At 63.1% G+C, this 17,624-nt stretch carries 16 protein-coding genes; 6 read left to right on the plus strand and 10 right to left on the minus strand.

Going from position 1 to position 17,624, the window contains the following annotated elements; genetic code table 11:
• Positions 1 to 117: 117 nt before the first annotated feature.
• From NL123_RS12445 to NL123_RS12480, 8 genes are all read right to left on the minus strand, one after another.
• A complete protein-coding gene (locus NL123_RS12445) occupies positions 118 to 1,113 on the minus strand; it encodes a GlxA family transcriptional regulator (RefSeq protein WP_058424012.1) in 996 nt (331 codons plus the stop codon).
• On the minus strand, positions 1,110 to 2,033 hold the full coding sequence (gene tal / locus NL123_RS12450; protein WP_248482214.1) for a transaldolase: 924 nt from the start codon (positions 2,031 to 2,033) through the stop codon (positions 1,110 to 1,112). The genes NL123_RS12445 and tal overlap by 4 nt, the downstream gene beginning before the upstream one ends.
• Positions 2,034 to 2,055: 22 nt before the next feature.
• On the minus strand, positions 2,056 to 3,009 hold the full coding sequence (locus NL123_RS12455) for a sugar-binding transcriptional regulator (RefSeq protein ID WP_494357871.1): 954 nt from the start codon (positions 3,007 to 3,009) through the stop codon (positions 2,056 to 2,058).
• A gap of 62 nt (positions 3,010 to 3,071) precedes the next feature.
• Complete coding sequence (locus NL123_RS12460) at positions 3,072 to 3,872, minus strand: SDR family oxidoreductase (RefSeq protein WP_464703893.1); 801 nt, start codon at positions 3,870 to 3,872, stop codon at positions 3,072 to 3,074.
• Positions 3,873 to 3,881: 9 nt separating this feature from the next.
• Positions 3,882 to 4,646 carry an SDR family oxidoreductase gene (locus tag NL123_RS12465; RefSeq protein WP_494357872.1) on the minus strand — a complete coding sequence of 255 codons (765 nt, stop codon included), beginning with the start codon at positions 4,644 to 4,646 and terminating at the stop codon, positions 3,882 to 3,884.
• 145 nt (positions 4,647 to 4,791) lie between these two features.
• Positions 4,792 to 6,303 (minus strand): sugar ABC transporter ATP-binding protein, encoded by a 1,512-nt coding sequence (locus tag NL123_RS12470; RefSeq protein WP_494357873.1) that lies wholly within the window; start codon positions 6,301 to 6,303, stop codon positions 4,792 to 4,794.
• A gap of 15 nt (positions 6,304 to 6,318) precedes the next feature.
• Positions 6,319 to 7,251, minus strand: a complete 933-nt coding sequence (locus tag NL123_RS12475) for a sugar ABC transporter substrate-binding protein (protein WP_494357874.1) — start codon at positions 7,249 to 7,251, stop codon at positions 6,319 to 6,321.
• Positions 7,252 to 7,301: 50 nt separating this feature from the next.
• A complete protein-coding gene (locus tag NL123_RS12480; protein WP_071491770.1) occupies positions 7,302 to 8,309 on the minus strand; it encodes an ABC transporter permease in 1,008 nt (335 codons plus the stop codon).
• Between the two features lie 362 nt (positions 8,310 to 8,671).
• On the opposite strand from NL123_RS12480, the gene NL123_RS12485 reads away from it, so the two are divergent.
• The 3 genes from NL123_RS12485 to NL123_RS12495 are packed head-to-tail and all read left to right on the plus strand — an operon-like array spanning position 8,672 to position 11,911.
• Entirely contained in the window at positions 8,672 to 9,508 is an 837-nt protein-coding gene (locus tag NL123_RS12485) for a transketolase (protein WP_058424004.1), read from the plus strand.
• Positions 9,498 to 10,430, plus strand: coding sequence for a transketolase family protein (locus NL123_RS12490; RefSeq protein WP_179029443.1), 933 nt, complete (start codon positions 9,498 to 9,500; stop codon positions 10,428 to 10,430). Before NL123_RS12485 ends, NL123_RS12490 begins: the two co-directional genes overlap by 11 nt.
• A 5-nt stretch (positions 10,431 to 10,435) precedes the next feature.
• Positions 10,436 to 11,911: an FGGY family carbohydrate kinase gene (locus tag NL123_RS12495; RefSeq protein WP_494357875.1), complete on the plus strand. Its 1,476-nt coding sequence runs from the start codon at positions 10,436 to 10,438 to the stop codon at positions 11,909 to 11,911.
• A gap of 759 nt (positions 11,912 to 12,670) precedes the next feature.
• On the opposite strand, the gene NL123_RS12500 is transcribed toward NL123_RS12495, so the two are convergent.
• The gene (locus tag NL123_RS12500) at positions 12,671 to 13,615 is read right to left on the minus strand and encodes an aliphatic sulfonate ABC transporter substrate-binding protein (protein ID WP_494357876.1); all 945 of its coding nucleotides are present in this window, start codon (positions 13,613 to 13,615) and stop codon (positions 12,671 to 12,673) included.
• A 245-nt stretch (positions 13,616 to 13,860) separates the two neighbouring features.
• Here NL123_RS12500 and NL123_RS12505 point away from each other — a divergent pair, with 245 nt between their 5' ends.
• Both NL123_RS12505 and NL123_RS12510 read left to right on the plus strand, forming a co-directional pair.
• Positions 13,861 to 14,799 (plus strand): aliphatic sulfonate ABC transporter substrate-binding protein, encoded by a 939-nt coding sequence (locus NL123_RS12505; RefSeq protein ID WP_494357877.1) that lies wholly within the window; start codon positions 13,861 to 13,863, stop codon positions 14,797 to 14,799.
• Positions 14,796 to 16,121 carry an LLM class flavin-dependent oxidoreductase gene (locus NL123_RS12510; RefSeq protein ID WP_494357878.1) on the plus strand — a complete coding sequence of 442 codons (1,326 nt, stop codon included), beginning with the start codon at positions 14,796 to 14,798 and terminating at the stop codon, positions 16,119 to 16,121. Before NL123_RS12505 ends, NL123_RS12510 begins: the two co-directional genes overlap by 4 nt.
• 42 nt (positions 16,122 to 16,163) lie before the next feature.
• Here NL123_RS12510 and NL123_RS12515 read toward each other — a convergent pair whose 3' ends face one another.
• Positions 16,164 to 17,006: an AraC family transcriptional regulator gene (locus NL123_RS12515; RefSeq protein WP_494357879.1), complete on the minus strand. Its 843-nt coding sequence runs from the start codon at positions 17,004 to 17,006 to the stop codon at positions 16,164 to 16,166.
• Positions 17,007 to 17,117: 111 nt separating this feature from the next.
• Here NL123_RS12515 and NL123_RS12520 point away from each other — a divergent pair, with 111 nt between their 5' ends.
• Positions 17,118 to 17,528: a hypothetical protein gene (locus NL123_RS12520; protein ID WP_058423997.1), complete on the plus strand. Its 411-nt coding sequence runs from the start codon at positions 17,118 to 17,120 to the stop codon at positions 17,526 to 17,528.
• The last annotated feature ends 96 nt before the right edge of the window (positions 17,529 to 17,624 follow it).

The following is a 17,624-nucleotide window of genomic DNA, read 5'->3' on the forward strand; positions in this document are numbered from 1 at the left end:
CCAGGGACCAGGTCAATTCGTTTGCTCAAGCGGTGAGGCGTTGCCGGCTCACTGTAAAAGCAGCGCTGCTTGTCTGGTAGGACACATAACCCTGAATTACTGCCAGGCCGCAGGCGCTCAGCGTGAAAAGCGCTCGCGATAGTTGCGGGGAGAGATCGAAAGGTGACGCTGGAAGGTATAGCGCATGCGTTCTTCGTCGCCGAAGCCGCACAGTTGCGCGACCTGGTCGATGTTGCGCTGGGAGTCTTCCAGCAGGCGCCGCGCCGCTTCCAGGCGAAACAGCTCGATGGCCTTGGCCGGCGTGCGCCCGGTTTTCTGCTTGTAGACCCGGGCAAAGTTGCGCGGGCTCATGCGGCTTTGTTCAGCCAGGCGCTCCACGGTGAGGTCGCTGTCGCTGAGGTTGTCGGCGACCCACAGGTGCAACGCATCGAAACCGGCGGTGTCGTCGGTTTGCGCTTGCAGCAGTTGGCTGAATTGCGCCTGGCCTCCGGGGCGCTTGAGAAACACCACCAGTTCCCGCGCCACTTGCAGGGCGACGGGCCGTCCGCAATCGGCCTCTACCAACGCCAGCGCGAGGTCGATACCGGCGGTCACGCCCGCTGACGTCCACACATTGCCCTGTTGGATAAAGATCGCGTCCATGTCCACGATAATGTCCGGGAAACCCTGCTTGAGCATGTCGCACATGGCCCAATGGGTGGCGGCGCGGCGGCCGTCGAGCAAGCCGGCCATGGCCAGCAGGAAGGTGCCGCTGCACACCGACGCGGTGCGCCCGGCGCTGGCGGAGGCCACGCGCAGCCATTGCACCAGCTCGGTGTTGGCGGCCATCGCCTGTTGGATCGCTGGCGCGCCGGGTACGATCAGGGTATCGATGGCGTGCGTGTCCAGGTGCTCCAGCGCCAGCGTGTCCACGCTCAGCCCCTCGGCGGTCTGCATCAGGCCGCCGGCCAGGCTGGCGGTGTGCATCACGTAGCCCGGCAAGCCACGCTCGGCCATGGCCTTGGTGGCGGCCCAGAACACGGTCTGGGCGCCGGTCAGGTCGAGCAGGCCCATCTGGGGGTAGGCCAGGAACACCAGGGTGCGAGGCTGGCTCAGCGACAGGGCAGGGCTCATAGGGCTGCGAGGACCGCCTCGAGTTTTTCCTGGTCGCGGGCGAACTGACGAATGCCTTCGGCCAGTTTCTCGGTGGCCATCGCGTCCTCATTGGAGCCCCAGCGGAATTGCGCCTCGTTGAGGGTCTGGCGCGGCTCGCCAACCGCCCCCGGATTCAATCGACGTTCCAGCAGGCCCTGGTCTTCATCGAGCTTTTGCAGCAGCTCGGGGCTGATGGTCAGGCGATCGCAGCCGGCCAGTTGTTCGATCTGGCTGAGGGTGCGGAAGCTGGCGCCCATGACCACGGTGTTGATGGCGTTGGCCTTGTAGTAGTTGTAGATCCGCGTCACGGACTGCACGCCCGGATCTTCGGCGCCGGTGTAGTCCAGGCCGGTGTTCTTGCGGTACCAGTCATAGATGCGGCCTACGAACGGCGAAATCAGGAACACCCCTGCATCGGCGCAGGCGGCGGCCTGGACGAACGAAAACAGCAGGGTCAGGTTGGTCTGGATCCCGGCCTTTTCCAGGCGCTCGGCGGTGCGAATGCCTTCCCAGGTAGAGGCCAGCTTGATCAGCACGCGGTCGCGGCCGACGCCGGCCTGGTCGTACAGCGCGATCAACTGGTTGGCCTTGGCCCATAATGCGTCTGCGTCGAAGGACAGGCGCGCGTCGACTTCGGTGGAGATGCGCCCCGGAATCACCTTGAGAATGCCGCAGCCCACCGCCACCGCAAAGCGGTCACAGGCCAGGTCCACATCGCCCTTGGACTGGCCCACCGCGCTGCGCAGCAACTCGGCATATTCCGGGATGGCGGCCGCCTTGAGCAGCAGGGACGGGTTAGTGGTGGCATCCACCGGGCGCAGGCGGCTGATGGCTTCCAGGTCGCCGGTGTCGCACACCACGGTGGTGAATTGCTTGAGTTGTTCGAGCTTGGACGTCATGAGCGGCAGTCTCCAAAAAGGGTTATTGGTTGAGGGCCTGTGCGGTGTCCAGGTCGGTGATCAGGATGTCCAGGTAGCTGCCCTGGAGTGCGCCACGAATGGCCTGGACCTTGTTCAACCCACCGGCCAGGCCGAGCACTCGGTGGATGGCACGCAGCTTGGGCAGCGCCACCGACACCACGAATTCTTCATCTTCCTCCAGCACCGGCTGGCCCTGGGCATCGAAGTAGCGCAGGCAGATATCGCCCACCGCGCCGCGTTCGGCGAGCAGGCGCAGCATGTCTTCGGTGTAGTAGTTGCCGCTGTTGCGCAGCAGTTGCGAGGGCTCCAGGTCGCCGATGCCGACAATCGCCAGGGTGATGCTGTCAAAGCGCTGCAGCACTTCCTTGACCTCTTCCATCTGCACGATGCGCTGCTTGCTCTCCACCGATTGCTCGATGCTTTGCGAGGGCAGCAGAAACGCCGGGCAGTTGAGCAGGGTCGCCAGGCGCTGGGTCAGCAACGTGGCTTCAAACGCGCCCTTGTGGCCGACGCCGCCCAACAGTTGCACCACTTCCTGTGCGGCCTGTTTGCCCGGTTGCGCGTGCAGGTGGCTCACCATGGCGCGAATGGTGCTGCTCCACGACGAAATACCGATATGGTCCTGGGGCGACAGGCTGGTTTCCAGGTAGTGGGCGGCGGCCGAACCGATGGCCTGCTTGATGCTCTCGTCATTGCCCGGCTCGGTGGCTTCCACCACGATCACCCGGCGCACGCCGTAGCGGCGTTGCAACTGGGTTTCCAGCTCCAGGTGCAGGCCTTGCAGGCGCATCACCGTGATCTTCACCACGCCTTCCTGCAGCGCCCGACGCAGGGCGCGGCTGATAAAGGATTGGGACAGGTCCAGTTGCGCGGAAATCTCGGACTGCTTGAGCCCTTCTTCGTAATAGAGGCTCGCGATCTTGGTGATCAGGCGCTGTTCTTCGATCTGGCTCATGAAGGCCTCAGGGCTCTTTATAGTAAAAGGCATGACTCAATGGCCGTGAGGATACCAAACCCTTACGACATGATCAGGCCGCCGTCGATATTGATCGCCTGGCCGGTCAGGTAGGCCGCATCGTCCGAGGCCAGAAACGCCACCAGGCCCGCGACATCCGAGGGTTTGCCGGCGCGGCGCAGGGGGATGTTCCTGACCCATTCGGCCATCAATTCACCCTTGCCGTAGCGTTTCTCGTCGGTGCTGAGGATCTCGCCCCACACGCGGTCGTTGTAGTCCCACATCTCGCTTTCGATGATGCCGGGGCAAAACGCGTTGACTGTGATGTTATGCCGCGCCAGCTCCAGCGCCAGGCTCTGGGTGATGCCGATCACGCCCATTTTGCTGGCGGCATAGTGGGGCGTGTAGATGAACCCCTGGCGACCCTGGCCGGAGGAGGTGTTGATCAGCCGGCCGCTGCCTTGCTTGACCATGTACTTGGCCGCCTCCCGGCAGCCGAGCCAGACGCCGGTGGTGTTGACCTGCAGCACCTTGTCGAAATCGGCGCGGGGCATTTTGTCGTAATGGTCGATGGTGATGATGCCGGCGTTCTGCACCGACACGTCGATGCTGCCAAACCGCGCGTGGCCTTCGCGGTAGAGCGTTTCGATATCGTCTTCGCGGGTGACGTCGATGGCCAGGGCCAGGGTGTCGACCTGGTATTCCCGGGCCAGTTGGTCGGCGGTGAAGGTCACGCGTTCCAAGTCGTTGGAAGCCAGTACCAGGTTGGCGCCTTCCTGGGCGAAGCGCTCGGCAATGCCGGCGCCGATGCCCCGGCAGGCACCGGTGATGACCACAGTTTTACCGCTGAATCGTTGGGACATGACGAACTCCTACCAGCACACAAAGCCGCCATCGACCAACAGGTCGACACCGGTGCAGAAAGACGAGGCCTGGCTGACCAGGAAAATCGCCGGGCCGACCATTTCTTCCACGCTGGCCATGCGGCCCATGGGCGTGGTCTGTTCAAAGATCTTCATCTGGTCGGCAACTTCCGGGCGCGAGTTCATCGGCGTGGCGGTGTAGCCGGGGCTGATGCAATTGACCCGCAAGCCTTTGTCGGCCCATTCCATCGCCAGGCTCTTGCTCAGGTGAATCACACCGGCCTTGGAGGTGTTGTAGTGCGCCTGCAGCAAGCCACGGTTGACGATACTGCCGGACATCGAGGCGATATTGACGATGGCGCCTTTTCCCCGGGGCAGCATCACGGCGGCCTGGGCCTGGCAACTGAGGAAGATGCCGGTGAGGTTGATGTCCAGGGTGGTTTGCCAGCGTTGCAGTTCCAGGTCTTCGGCGGCCTGGGCATTGGCGATGCCGGCGCAGTTGACCGCGACGCTCAATGCGCCGAGTTCGGCTTCGGTGCGCGCGACCGCTGCATCCAGTGCGGCGCGCTCGGTGACCGTACCGCTCAAGGCCAGGGCGCGACGGCCCCGGGCCTGGATGCGTTCGACGGTGCTGGCGATGCCGGGGCTGCCCGGTAGATCGAAGCAGGCCACATCCGCACCTGCCTCGGCCAGCCCCACGGCAATCGCCTGGCCAATGCCGCTGCCGGCGCCGGTGACAAAGGCCACTTGGCCTTCAAGACTAAAAAGCTGCATGGATAACTCCGTTATTTGAAATCACAGCTGACCCCTGTGGGAGGGGGCTTGCCCCCGATGGCAGTGGTTCAGTTGAAAAGTGTGTGACTGATACACCGCTATCGGGGGCAAGCCCCCTCCCACAAAAAGCAGCGGTGTTCTCTGGTTAAGCAGTCGCCATTTCCATCACCGAAACGGGGGTAGCCTCGCCCCGCGCCAGAATCCCCATCTGCCGGCCCCGGCTCATCACCATCACCCGATGGGACAACCCCAGCACCTCATCGAGGTCCGAGCTCACCACAATCACCGCCATGCCCTTGGCCGCCAGGTCCGCGATCACTTCATAGATCGCCGCCCGCGCCCCCACGTCGATGCCGCGTGTCGGTTCATCCAGGATGAATACCTTGGGATTGCGCGCCAGCCACTTGGCAATGATCACCTTCTGCTGGTTACCACCAGACAAACTCGAAATTCGCGACTGCGGCGCACCCTTCACCCCCAACCGCGCCACCGCCGTGCGGGCGAATTCGCGCAGCGGGGCAGGGAACACCCAGCCGCGCTTGTCCAGCAGGTCGGTGTTGCCGTAGATCAGGTTGTCTTCGATGCGATGCTCCACCACCACGCCTTGCTGCTTGCGGTCCTCGGGCACCAGCACCACGCCGGCCTGGATTGCCTCGAAGGGCGAGCGCAGGTGGCGCACTTCACCGTCGAGCACCAGGTGGCCCTGGATATCCTGTGCCGCGCCGGCGAGGGTGCGCACCAGCTCGGTCCGCCCGGCGCCGACCACGCCGGCAATGCCGAACACTTCGCCGGCGCGCACGCTGAAGTCGATGCCGTGCAAGGCAAACTCGCGACAGCTGAGGTCCTTGACCTGCAACATCACGCGATCCTGTGGCGCTTGCAGGGCCGGGAAAATCCGCTCCAGGCTACGCCCGACCATCTGTTCCACCAGCTCGCGCACCGGCACCTGGGCGGTGGCGTGCAAGGCAATCTGGCGACCGTCGCGCAGCACCAGCACGCGGTCGGCGATGCGTGCGATTTCTTCCAGGCGGTGGCTGATATAGATAAACGACACGCCCTCGGCCTTGAGCCGTTCCACCTGTTTGAACAACAGCTCGGTTTCTTCGCCGCCCAATGCCGCAGTGGGTTCATCCAGAATCAACAGGCTGGCCTTGAGGGTCAGCGCCTTGGCGATTTCCACCAATTGCTGGGCCGCCACGCTCAGGCCTTCGACCTTGCGCGATGCCGGCACCTTGAGCCCCAGGCGCTCCAACTGGATCTGCGCCTGGGCCTCCATGTACGCGCGGTCCACCCGCCCATGACGCATGGGCAGGCGACCGACGAAGATATTCTCGGCGATCGACAATTGCGGCAGCAGGCGGATTTCCTGGTGGATCAGACCGATCCCGGCGCTCAGCGCCGCACCGGGCGACGCCGGTGCGTAAGGCGCGCCGAGCCAGGTCATGCTGCCCCCGGCTTCAGGCTGTACCAACCCGGCGATGATCGACGACAAGGTTGACTTGCCCGCGCCGTTCTCGCCGAGCAGGGCCAACACTTCGCCGGGGCGGATGTCCACATTGACCTGCGACAGTACCCGCACCGGCCCATAGGCCTTGCTGATATTGCGCAGGCACAGCACCGCGTCGGCGTGGGCGGTGTCCAGGGCTGCTGCTTGCATGACGACCTCCAAGGCTTACGGGTGCTGTTGCAGGAACGGCGCGACGTTTTCTTTAGTGGTCAGCACGGTAGGCAACAGTTGCTCCTTGGGCACCGCCTTGCCGGCTTTCAGGTCGATGGCCGACGCCACGGCCAGGCGGCCCATCTTCTGGGTCTGCTGGGTCATGGTCGCGTTCAGCACGCCACTTTCCACGGCCTTGAGCCCGGCGACGTCACCGTCAAAACCGACCACCACCACCTTGTGGTCGAGGTTACCGACCTTCACCGCCTGGGCGGCGCCCAACGCCATGGCATCGGCACGGCCGAAGAACACCGTGATGTTCGGGTCACGCTGGAGCAGGTCCTGGGCCACGGCGAAGCCTTTGTCCTGAGCCCATTCGGCGGGTTGCTGGGCGACGACCTTGAGGTCCGGGAAGGCCTTCAAGCCTTCTTCGAAGCCTTTGGCGCGATCGTTCTCGGGCGTGGTGCCGAGCTGGCCTTGCAGGATCGCGATGCGGCCTTTGCCGTCGGTGATCTTGCCGACGTACTCGGCCAGGGTCTTGGCCCCGGCCACGCTGTCACTGGCGATAAAGGTATCGCCTGGCGCGTCGGGGGCGTTGCGGTCGACGGCGATCACCGGGATACCGGCGGCTTTCGCCGCCTTGACCGGCACACCGGCGGCGGTGGCACCGGCCGGGATGTAGATCAGCACATCGATCTGGCGAGTGATCAGGTCTTCAATCTGGCTGACCTGGGTGGAGGAGTTGCCCTGGGCATCCACGGTAATCACCTTGATGCCCTTGGCCTTGCCCTCGGCTTCCACCGATTGCTTGATCTGGTTGAAAAAGTCGGCCTGCAGGTTGGCCACGGCCAGGCCGATGGTCAGGTCCTTGGCCCACGTGGTGCCGGCAGCGGTGAGGGCGGCGGCCGCGAGGGCGGTGGCCAACAGCAGTTTCTTGGGGCTGAACATGTCGGTGACTCCTGGTTTTATTGTTGGAGGGTGTCAACTGTCGAACAGGTTTAACGGGCAGTACTGGAGCGGCGTCGCAGGGTGTCGATGGTCACGGCGAGGGCGATGACCACGCCGATCACCACTTGTTGAATGAAGGGCGAAACGCCGAGCAGGTTGAGGCCATTGCGCAGCACGCCAATGATCAGCACGCCGACCAGGGTGCCGCCGATGCTGCCGACGCCGCCGCTGAGGCTGGCGCCGCCAATCACCACGGCGGCGATGGCGTCCAGTTCCAGGCTCAGGCCGGCGCTGGGTTGGGACGAGTCCAGGCGCGCGGCCAGGGTTACGGCGGCGATACCGGCCAGCGCACCGCTGATGGCATACACCCACAGGGTGATCGCCCGCACCTTGATCCCGGACAGGCGCGCCACTTCCGGGCTGCCGCCCATGGCGTACAAGTTACGGCCACCGGCACGAAAGCGCAGGAACACCCAGGCTACCACCAGCATCACCAGGAACAGCCCGACGGTTGCCGAGAGGAAACCGAAGTGACGCACCGTGGCCAGGCTGGTGAACCAGTCGGGGTAACCGACGATCTGCCGGCCTTCGGTGAGGATGTTCGCCAGGCCACGGGCCACCGACATCATGGTCAGCGTGGCAATGAACGGCGGCAGCTTGGCATAGGTGATCAAGGCGCCGGACACCAGCCCGGCGAGCATGCCGCTGGCAATCGAGATCGGGATCGCAAACCCCAGCGGCACCGCCTGGTCCTGGTACAGCCAGCCGAGCATCATCATCGAGAAGGCCAGCACCGACCCCACTGACAGGTCGATGCCGCCGATCACGATCACGGCGGTCATGCCAATTGCGAGGATGCCCAGCACCGTGACCTGGTCAAGAATGTTCAGGCCATTGCGCAGCGAGAAGAAGAATTCGGAACTGAAGGAGAAGACCAGCACCAGCAACACCAGGCCGATCAGCGGGCCGCCGATATTGCTGGGGAGCAGTTTCACCAACCGGGGGCGGTGGGGCGGCTTGAGTTCGGCCGGATGCTGGACAGTAGCTTTGGCGTCCACAGTGTTCTCCTGATTTATTTTTTTTGGAGTGCTTTCAAGTGTCGTGAATATTTATGCGTGCTTGACTGTTAATTCAGATTCCAGTGCCACCGTGGCAATGTCAAGCGCTTAATTTTTCCAGTAGGCCTCTGGATCGCGACTTTCATCCGGCGCAAAGCCACGGGATAGAGAAGCGCGTGTGGGATTTTGGCCGTTTGTCTGAGGGACATTTCCAGGTTTTATTTCATTTTCCCCCCGGTCATTCACTTGACCTGTCGAGCGTTCGGCGTCTAAATAGAAATATATTGTCACTGCTGAATAAATATTCAAATACAGCTTTGCACACTTTCACCCCGCGTGGTCAGCCTCAAAGGAGCCGCTGCATGAATGCCTTCCAGTACGACGCCCACCAGATCAAAGAACAGGCCCGCCTGATCCGGCGCCATGTGATCCGCCTGAATGCCGACTCACCGGCCGGCGGCCACACCGGGGCCGACCTCTCGGAAACCGATATTCTCGCGACCCTGTATTTCCGCATTCTCAATACCGGCCCGGAACGCACCGACGACCCTGAGCGCGATATCTATATCCAGAGCAAGGGCCACGGTGTCGGCGGTTTGTATTGCTGCCTGGCGCAGGCGGGCTACATCCCCGTCGACTGGCTGCCCACCTACCAGCACTTCAACTCCCACTTGCCGGGCCACCCGGTGCGGCAGAAAACCCCTGGCATCGAACTGAACACCGGCGCCCTCGGCCACGGCCTGCCGGTGGCGGTGGGGCTGGCGCTGGCGGCGAAGATGTCCGGCAGCAAAAAACGCATTTATGTGCTGACCGGCGACGGTGAACTGGCGGAAGGCTCCAACTGGGAAGCGGCGATGGCGGCGGCGAAATACGGCCTGGATAACCTGTTCGTGATCGTCGACAAGAACAAGCTGCAACTGGCGGGCTTGACGGCGGACATCATGCCGCTGGACCCGCTGGACGTGAAATGGGCGGCCTTCGGTTTTCGCGTCAGCGAGTGCGATGGCAACGATGCGGGCCAGTTGATCGAGGCCCTGGAAAACATGCAGGCCAGGACCGGTGCGCCCCAGGTGCTGATCGCCCACACCATCAAAGGCAAGGGCGTGTCGTTTATCGAAGCCCGTCCCGAATGGCACCACCGCGTGCCCAAGGGTGATGAAATCAACGCGGCACTGGAGGAGTTGAATCATGGCGAGTGAACACCTGGCGAGCGTCATGGTGGAGGCCTTTATTGCCGCCGTCGATGCCGGACTGGACGTGGTGCCGGTGGTCAGTGACTCCACCTCCACGGCTAAGATCGGTCCGTTTGTACAGCGCTTTCCCGAGCGGCTGATCAACGTGGGCATTGCCGAGCAGTCGCTGGTCAGCGTCGCGGCGGGCCTGGCACTGGGCGGCAAGATCGCCGCCACCTGCAACGCGGCGCCATTTCTGATTTCGCGGGCCAATGAGCAGATCAAAGTCGACGTTTGCTACAACCAGGCCAACGTGAAGATGTTCGGCCTGAACGCCGGCGCCAGTTACGGCCCGTTGGCCAGCACCCACCACAGCCTCGACGACATTTCGGTGATGCGCGGTTTTGGCAACGTGCAGATCTTTGCCCCGGCCGACGCGCTTGAATGCCGGCAGATCGTCGACTACGCGCTGCGCTACCACGGCCCGGTGTACATCCGTCTGGATGGCAAGGCGTTGCCGGACGTGCACACGGGCGACTATCAATTTGCCCCGGGGCAGGTGGATATCCTGCGTCAGGGTGCAGACGTGAGCATCGTCGCCCTGGGCTCGGTGGTGCATGAAGCGGTGGACGCGGCACGGGTGCTGGCGGAGCAGGGCATCCAGGCGCAGGTGATCAACCTGTCGTCGATCCGGCCATTGCAGCGTGACGTGTTGCTCAGCGCCCTGCGTGGCACGCGGGCGGTCATCACGGTCGAGGAGCACAACATCAACGGTGGCATCGGCAGCCTGGTCGCCGAAGTGCTGGCCGAAGCCGGGCTGGGCATTGCCCTGGTGCGCCTGGGTATCGGCGATGGCGAATATGCCGCGGCCGGCGCCCGCGAACCCACCCGCGCCTTGCATAACATCGACGCGGCTGGGATTGTGGCGGCTGCCACTCGGTTGCGGTGAATGCGATGACAGACAACACTCCGCTGATCCTGGCGATAGATGAAGGCACCAGCAACGCCAAGGCGGTGCTGGTCAATGAGTGCGGGCAAGTGATTGCCCGAGGCTCGCGGCCGCTGAGCATCACCCATCCGCAGCCGGGGTTCTCCGAGCAGGACCCGCTGCTGATCTGGCATAGCACCCTGGCCGCCATGGAGGAATGCCTGGCCCAGGTGGACCGCCCGATCACCGCGCTGGCCATCAGCAACCAGCGTGAATCGGTGGTGGCCTGGGACCGGCAGACCGGCGAGGCGCTGTCGCCGTGCATCAGTTGGCAATGCCGGCGCTCCACCGCGTTGTGTGCCCAATTGCATGAGCAGGGGCATGAGGCGCTGATCCTGGAAAAAACCGGGTTGGCCTTGGACCCGATGTTCTCCGCCGGCAAGTTGCGCTGGATTCTCGACCACCTTGAAGAGGGGCACGCACGTGCCGCTGCCGGTGATATCTGCCTGGGCACGGTGGACAGCTGGTTGCTGTGGAAACTCAGCGGCGGCCAGGTGTTTGCCACCGACTACTCCAACGCGGCGCGCACGCAACTGTTCAACCTGCACACCTGCGCCTGGGACCCGGCGCTATTGGAACTGTTCAAGATTCCACTGGCGGCATTGGCCCCGATCCAGCCGAGCGCCGGTTTCTTTGCTGAAACCGTCGCGGCGGGTGGTTTGCCCGCTGGCATCCCGGTGATGTCGATGATCGGCGACTCCCACGCTGCGCTGTACGGGCAGGGCGGGTTCGCGCCGGGGCTGGTGAAGGCGACACTGGGCACCGGTTCGTCGTTGATGACGCCCATGGGTGGCCCGATTGCCTCGACTCACGGCTTGTCCACCACGCTGGCCTGGCACGACGGCGGCCAACCGACGTTCGGCATGGAAGGCAACATCGTCCATACGGGCGCCGCCGTGCAGTGGGCCTCGCGCCTGGTGGCGGGAGAATCCCTGGATGCCCTCACCGAGCAGGCTGCGCAACTGCCGGACAATGGTGGTGTGTATTTTGTGCCGGCGCTGTCCGGGCTGGGTGCACCGCACTGGCAGGCTGATGCGCGCGGTTTGATCTGCGGGCTGACCGAGGCCACCTCTGGCGCGCATATCCTGCGGGCGTCGCTGGAGTCTATCGGTTATCAGATCCGCGATGTCTTTGAGGCTATGCAGCAGGACATCGGTAGCCCGTTGAAGGAGTTGTGGGTGGACGGCGGTGCGACGCGTAACCGTTGGTTGATGCAGTTTTTGGCCGATCTGTTGCAACGTCCGGTGGTGCGCAGCCTGTCGCCGGAAGTCTCGGCGCTGGGCGCGGCGCACTTGGCGGGGAGGGCGTTGGGTGTGTGGGGGAGTGATGACGCGTTGGGCGCGCTGGAGCGGCAGCGGGAGCGGTTTGAGCCGCAGGATGATCCTGCTATGGCGGGGCGTTATGCTGCGTGGAAAAAGGCGCTGGAGCGCACGCTGTTGTGACTGCCGACCACTCTCTAACTGTTGCCCCGCGATCCAAATGTGGGAGCTGGCTTGCCTGCGAAGACGGCCTGACAGCCGACCGCTCTCTAACTGCCACCCCACGATCCAAATGTGGGAGCTGGCTTGCCTGCGAAGACGGCCTGACAGCCGACCGCTCTCTAACTGCCACCCCACGATCCAAATGCGGGAGCTGGCTTGCCTGCGAAGACGGCCTGACAGCCGACCGCTCTCTAACTGCCACCCCACGATCCAAATGTGGGAGCTGGCTTGCTCGCGAAGGCGGCCTGACAGCCGACCAGAATGTTGGATCAGACCAGGTACATATCCGTTATTTAGGTAACGGCTGCTAATGGTTCCGCCCTTACGGCGGCTCACTTTTGAAAAGCGCAAAAGTAAGCAAAACGCTCTTGCCCCAACACTCGGCACCTCGCCTAGGCTCGGTGTGCCCGTAATCCGACAGGTATTTGGGGGGCCGCCGCCACGCGCCATCCATGGCGCGGGGCGGCTAAACCGGCATCCCTGCCGGTTTACCCCCCAAATCCCTGTCGAATTCCGGCCAGCGTGTTTGACGGGGCGCCTTAGATCAAAAGCAGGATCAAGAGCGACTCGCTTCGCATCGTGGATACGGGGGGGGCACCTTTTTGCCTGCGAATGACGCCCCCTGTAGGAGCCGGCTTGCCAGCGATAGCGGTAGATCAGCAACGGAAAAGCGGCTGACCCAGCGCTTTCGCCGGCAAGCCAGCTCCTACAATGGCTGCCTCAAGGCTTCCAGGTCTGTACATCCTTGGCATCCACGGCCTTGGGCAATAACCCCGCCTTGAAGAACGCATCGGCGATTTTCTGTTGTTCGCCCAACTGATCAATCGTCACAGGCTGCACTTGATAGCTGCGGTGCGCATTGGCTGCTTCAACCGTCGCGACATCCAGGTTGCCCCACAGCGGGCCAAGTACTTTGGCCGCGTCTTGTGGGTGGGTTTTCACCCATTGGCCGGTCTTTTCCAGTTGCGCGTACACCACGTTCAACACTTGCGGGTGGGCCTTGGCGTACGGCGTACCCGTCAGGTAGTAGCGCTTGTAGCTGGCCAGCCCTGCGCCGTCCGCCAGGGTGCGTGTTGGCAGTTGGCGCTGCACGCTGGTGAGGAAGGGTTCCCAGGTGACCCAGGCGTCGACCTTGTTGTTTTCGAAGGCTGCGCGGCCGTCGGCGGGTGACAGGTAGGCCGGCTCTATATCCGAAAATGCCAGGCCTGCCTTGGCCAGTGCGGCGATTAGCAGGTAGTGCGTGCCGGCTGCCTTGGTCACGGCGATTTTCTTGCCCTTGAGGTCCGCCAATTGCTGGATCGGAGAGTCCTTGCGCACCACGATCGCTTGGGCCGAAGGCGAGGGCGCTTCCTGGGCGAAGTAGGTGAGTTTGGCCTGGGCTGCCTGGGCGAAGATCGGCACGGTGTCGGCCACGTCGGCGCTGATGTCCACGTTGCCCACGTTCAGTGCTTCGAGCAGCGGCAGGCCGCTGGGGAACTCGTGCCAGCTCACGTCGATGTTGTCGGCCTTGAGGGCTTTTTCCAGGGTGCCCTGGGTTTTCAGCAGGGTGATCAGGGTTGAGGACTTCTGGTAACCGATGCGCACGGTTTCCTGGGCCTGCGCGCTGATCGCGACGGAAAAGGCCAGCAACCCGAGGACTGCGGCGAAGGGGCGACGTAGGGACATGGTGGGCTCGATCTCTGACGAAATAGCCCTGAGCTTAGAGTTCTAAAAACTATTCGTTAAATACTCTTTAGATCTGAGCTTAGGACGCTTTGCCTGCCCGCCTATGAATTGGGCATAACCATAGAATTATAAGATTCTTTCATCATTTCTAATCATTAATATAATCGAATTAACTTCACTGCCAGGCCTTACGCGCTTTTTTGGCATAAGCAGCGCCCTCCCTTTCTTCCACGCCAAGGCCTCCCATGACGTTCAAAAACCTAATCGTCGCCGCCAGCCTGCTGTTCGCCGCCACGGCGGCCCAGGCCGAGCAAACCATGGATATCAGCTACCAGCGCTCATCCACGCTGTGGATCCTGCTCAAGCAAAATGGCCAGTTGGAACAGCGCCTCAAGCCCCTGGGGTTCACGGTGAACTGGCATGAATTCAGCACCGGTCTGCTCAGTTCGCTGAACGCCGGCAGTGTCGACCTGCACGCCGATGTGGCGGACGCTTTCGCGCTGTTCACCCAGGCCGCCGATGCACCGCTGACCTATTACGCCCAGGAAAACGCATCGCCGGGCGCCCAGGCGATCATCGTCCAGGACACGTCGCCGATCCACAGCATCGCCGACCTCAAGGGCAAGACGGTTGCCGTGTCCAAGGGTTCGGGCAGCAACTACCTGCTGATCTCGGCCCTGAAAAAGGCCGGCCTGACCCTGGCCGATATCACCCCGCGTTACCTGGAAGCCCCGGATGGCGGCGCGGCGTTCGCCAATGGCAGTGTCGACGCGTGGGTAATCTGGGACCCGTTCCTCGCCACCCAACAGCTGGATCACCATGTACGGGTGATCGCCGACGGCAAGAACGGCCTGGCCGACTACAACCGTTTCTACCTGGCGACGACGAAATTCGCCAAGGCCCACCCGGACGTGTTGCAGGTGACCTTCGACACCCTGCGCGAGACCGGCCAATGGGTAAAGGCCCATCCCAAGGAAGCCGCCGCCATCCTTGGCCCGCTGTGGGGCAATATCCCCCCGGCCACGGTGGAGCGCGCCAATAGCCGCCGCAGCTACGACATCATCCCGGTCAAGCTGGACCACCTCGCCGAGCAACAGCGCATCGCCGACACCTACTACGCCGCCAAGCTGATCCCCAGGTCGTTGAAGATCAACGACATCAACGTGTGGACGCCCAAGCCATGAGCCGCCAGATCCATTTATCCGCGTTCCTGTTGAGTGGGCCGGTGGTGCACAGCCATGCGGTGTGGCGCCACCCGCAAACCGTCGGCAATTACCTCGACCCCGAGTACTACGCGCGCGTGGCCAAGGTGGTGGAGGAGGGGTTGTTCGACTTCCTGTTCTTCGCCGACCGCCTGGCCGTGGGCGACCAGATGGGCGGCTCGCGCGAGTTCGCCTTGCGCTACGGCGCCCAGGACGCCACGCGCCTGGACCCGTTGCCGATCCTCTCTTACCTGGTCGGCAAGACCAGCAAGCTGGGCCTGGGTGCAACGCGGTCCACCACCTATTACGAACCGGCACACATCGCCCGTGAATTCGCCACCCTTGACCATCTGTCCAAGGGCCGTGCAGCGTGGAATATCGTCACCTCGATGAACGACAGCGAGGGGCGCCTGTTCGGCAAGGACAAACACCTGGAGCACGACCTGCGCTATGACCGTGCCGATGAATTCGTCGAAGTCGCGCTGAAACTGTGGAACAGCTGGGGCCAGGACGCGCTGAAACTGGACCGCGAAAGCGGCGTACTGGCGGACCCTGGATTGATCCGTTCGGTGCAGCACCAGGGCGAATGGTTCAGGGTTGAAGGCCCGCTGAATATCCCGCGCACGCCCCAGGGCCGACCGGTGCTGATCCAGGCCGGTTCTTCCGGGCGTGGCCGGCGCTTTGGTGCGCGTTGGGCCGAGGCGATTTTCACCATTCACCCGCACTTGGTGGCCATGCGTGCGTTTCGCGATGACGTGCGTGCCCAGGTGGTGCAGCAGGGGCGTGACGCCGACAGTTGCAAAGTGCTCACGGCGGTGATGCCGTTCATTGGCGGCAGCGAGGCTGAGGCCCGTGCCAAGCGCGACCAGCACAATGCATTGGCCCGTCCGGAATTGGGGCTGGTGACGTTGGCTTCGCAGTTGAATGTGGACCTTTCGCCATTCCCGCTCTCGGCGACGCTGGCCGAGATCGCCCAGTCGCCGCTGATCCACCCGGCGGCGGCTGAAAAGCTGTTGATGCAAGGCCCGCAAACCACCTTGGAGCAGCTGGGGCGCATCTTCGCCAGCAGCGTACGTGTGCCGCAACTGGTGGGCACCGGCGCGCAGATTGCCGATCAGTTGGCCGAGCTGTTCGAGCAGGGCGGTTGCGATGGGTTTGTGATTTCTCCGGGGTATCTACCGGGCTCGTTCACTGAATTTGTCGAGAGTGTGATTCCGCATTTGCAGCGCAAGGGCTTGTTCCGCACCGCGTATGAAGGGGCGACGTTGCGTGAGCATTTGGGCTTGGCTGATCTGAACAGTTGACTGTGTGGTGAGCCAGCCCGCAGATCCGGGTAGGCAACATCTTCAGTTCAGCGCAATCGTCGCCGGCGCCAGCGAGTTCAAGGCACCGGCGCGGTCCGCCAGGTAACGCGCCGGCGGCTGGCCTACCGTCTTGCGGAACATGGTGATAAAACCGCTGGCGTTCTCATAGCCCAGGTCCAGGGCCACGCGCTGCACACTCTCACCCCTGGCCAGGCGTTGCAGCGACAGGATCACATGCAACTGCCGACGCCAACGGCCAAAACTCAGGCCCAGTTCCTCCAGCAGCAGGCGCGTCATGCTGCGTTCGCTCATGCCGATGCGCACCGCCCACTGACCGAGGGTGGACTTGTCCGCCGGTTCAGCCAGCAGGCTGTCGGCCAGGCGACGCAGGCGCGGGTCCTGGGGCATGGGCAGGTGCAGGGCTTCAACCGGTGCGACGGCCAACTCGTCCAGCAAGGTATTGATCAAACGGCCCTGGGCGCCGTGCTCGTCATACAGTTGCGGGAAACTCACCGCTTTGCTGATCAGCTCATGTAACAGGGCCGACACTGCCAGCGTGCAGCATTGTCGGGGCAGGGCGCAGGCGGCATCGGGGTCGATCAGCAGGCAATAGACTTCCGCAGCGCCAGCCCCCCGTGCCGCGTGGGGCGTGCCGCCGGGAATCCACAGCGCGCATTGCGGCGGCACGATCCAGATGCCGGCCTCAATCTCGCAATGGATGACCCCGCGCAAGGTGTACATCAGTTGGCCCTTGCGATGGGCATGCTGGGTATGTTCCCAGGTATCCGACGTGGCGGTGGCCCCTACGGCCACTACGGCGCGGGGGAATACGTCGGCGTCTCTGGACAGTGACGGATCGTGCATTTCCAGGCGATGGTGTTTCATGACAAGGGATCGCAGGTTGGCTGAATTGCGAAACAGTCTGGCTATTCTGTGCAATGCCGTCCAGTGGCTTGAACCTTATAGTGAGATCAATTCTCAACAAGGAGCTCGGCCATGCGACTCGACAGTTCAACATTCCCGGTGGTGAAAATCGTCTTTGATGCGCCCAATGAAGGTGGGCCGGAGGATGCCTTCGCCGTGTTCGAAAGCCTGCTGGCCCGCCAGCAACCCTTCCTGCTGCTGCATGAAAAATCCGTGGACGAGAACAACCACGAACACTCCCATGAGGAGCGCAAGCAAGCGTCGATCTGGATGAAGAAAAACAAGCAGGCGCTGCGCACCTATGTCAAAGGCATGATCCAGGTGGAACCCAGTGCCGCGCAGCGCCTGGCACTCAAGCCGTTTGCCGCGATGTTCGGCAAGGCCTGGGGCTATCCGCTGCTGGTGGTGGAATCCAGGGACCGGGCCTGGGCACTGGCGCGGGATGTGCTGGATGAGCGGGTGTCGGATGTGGCGCACTTTTGAGCGAGGGCGACCGGATTGTGGCGAGGATATCGGGCATTTCAGGTATCCTCCGCGCCCCGCTTACCACCGATTCAAAGACAGATGACTGGACAAGAC

Source organism: Pseudomonas sp. FBCC-B1565 (genome assembly GCF_059133265.1).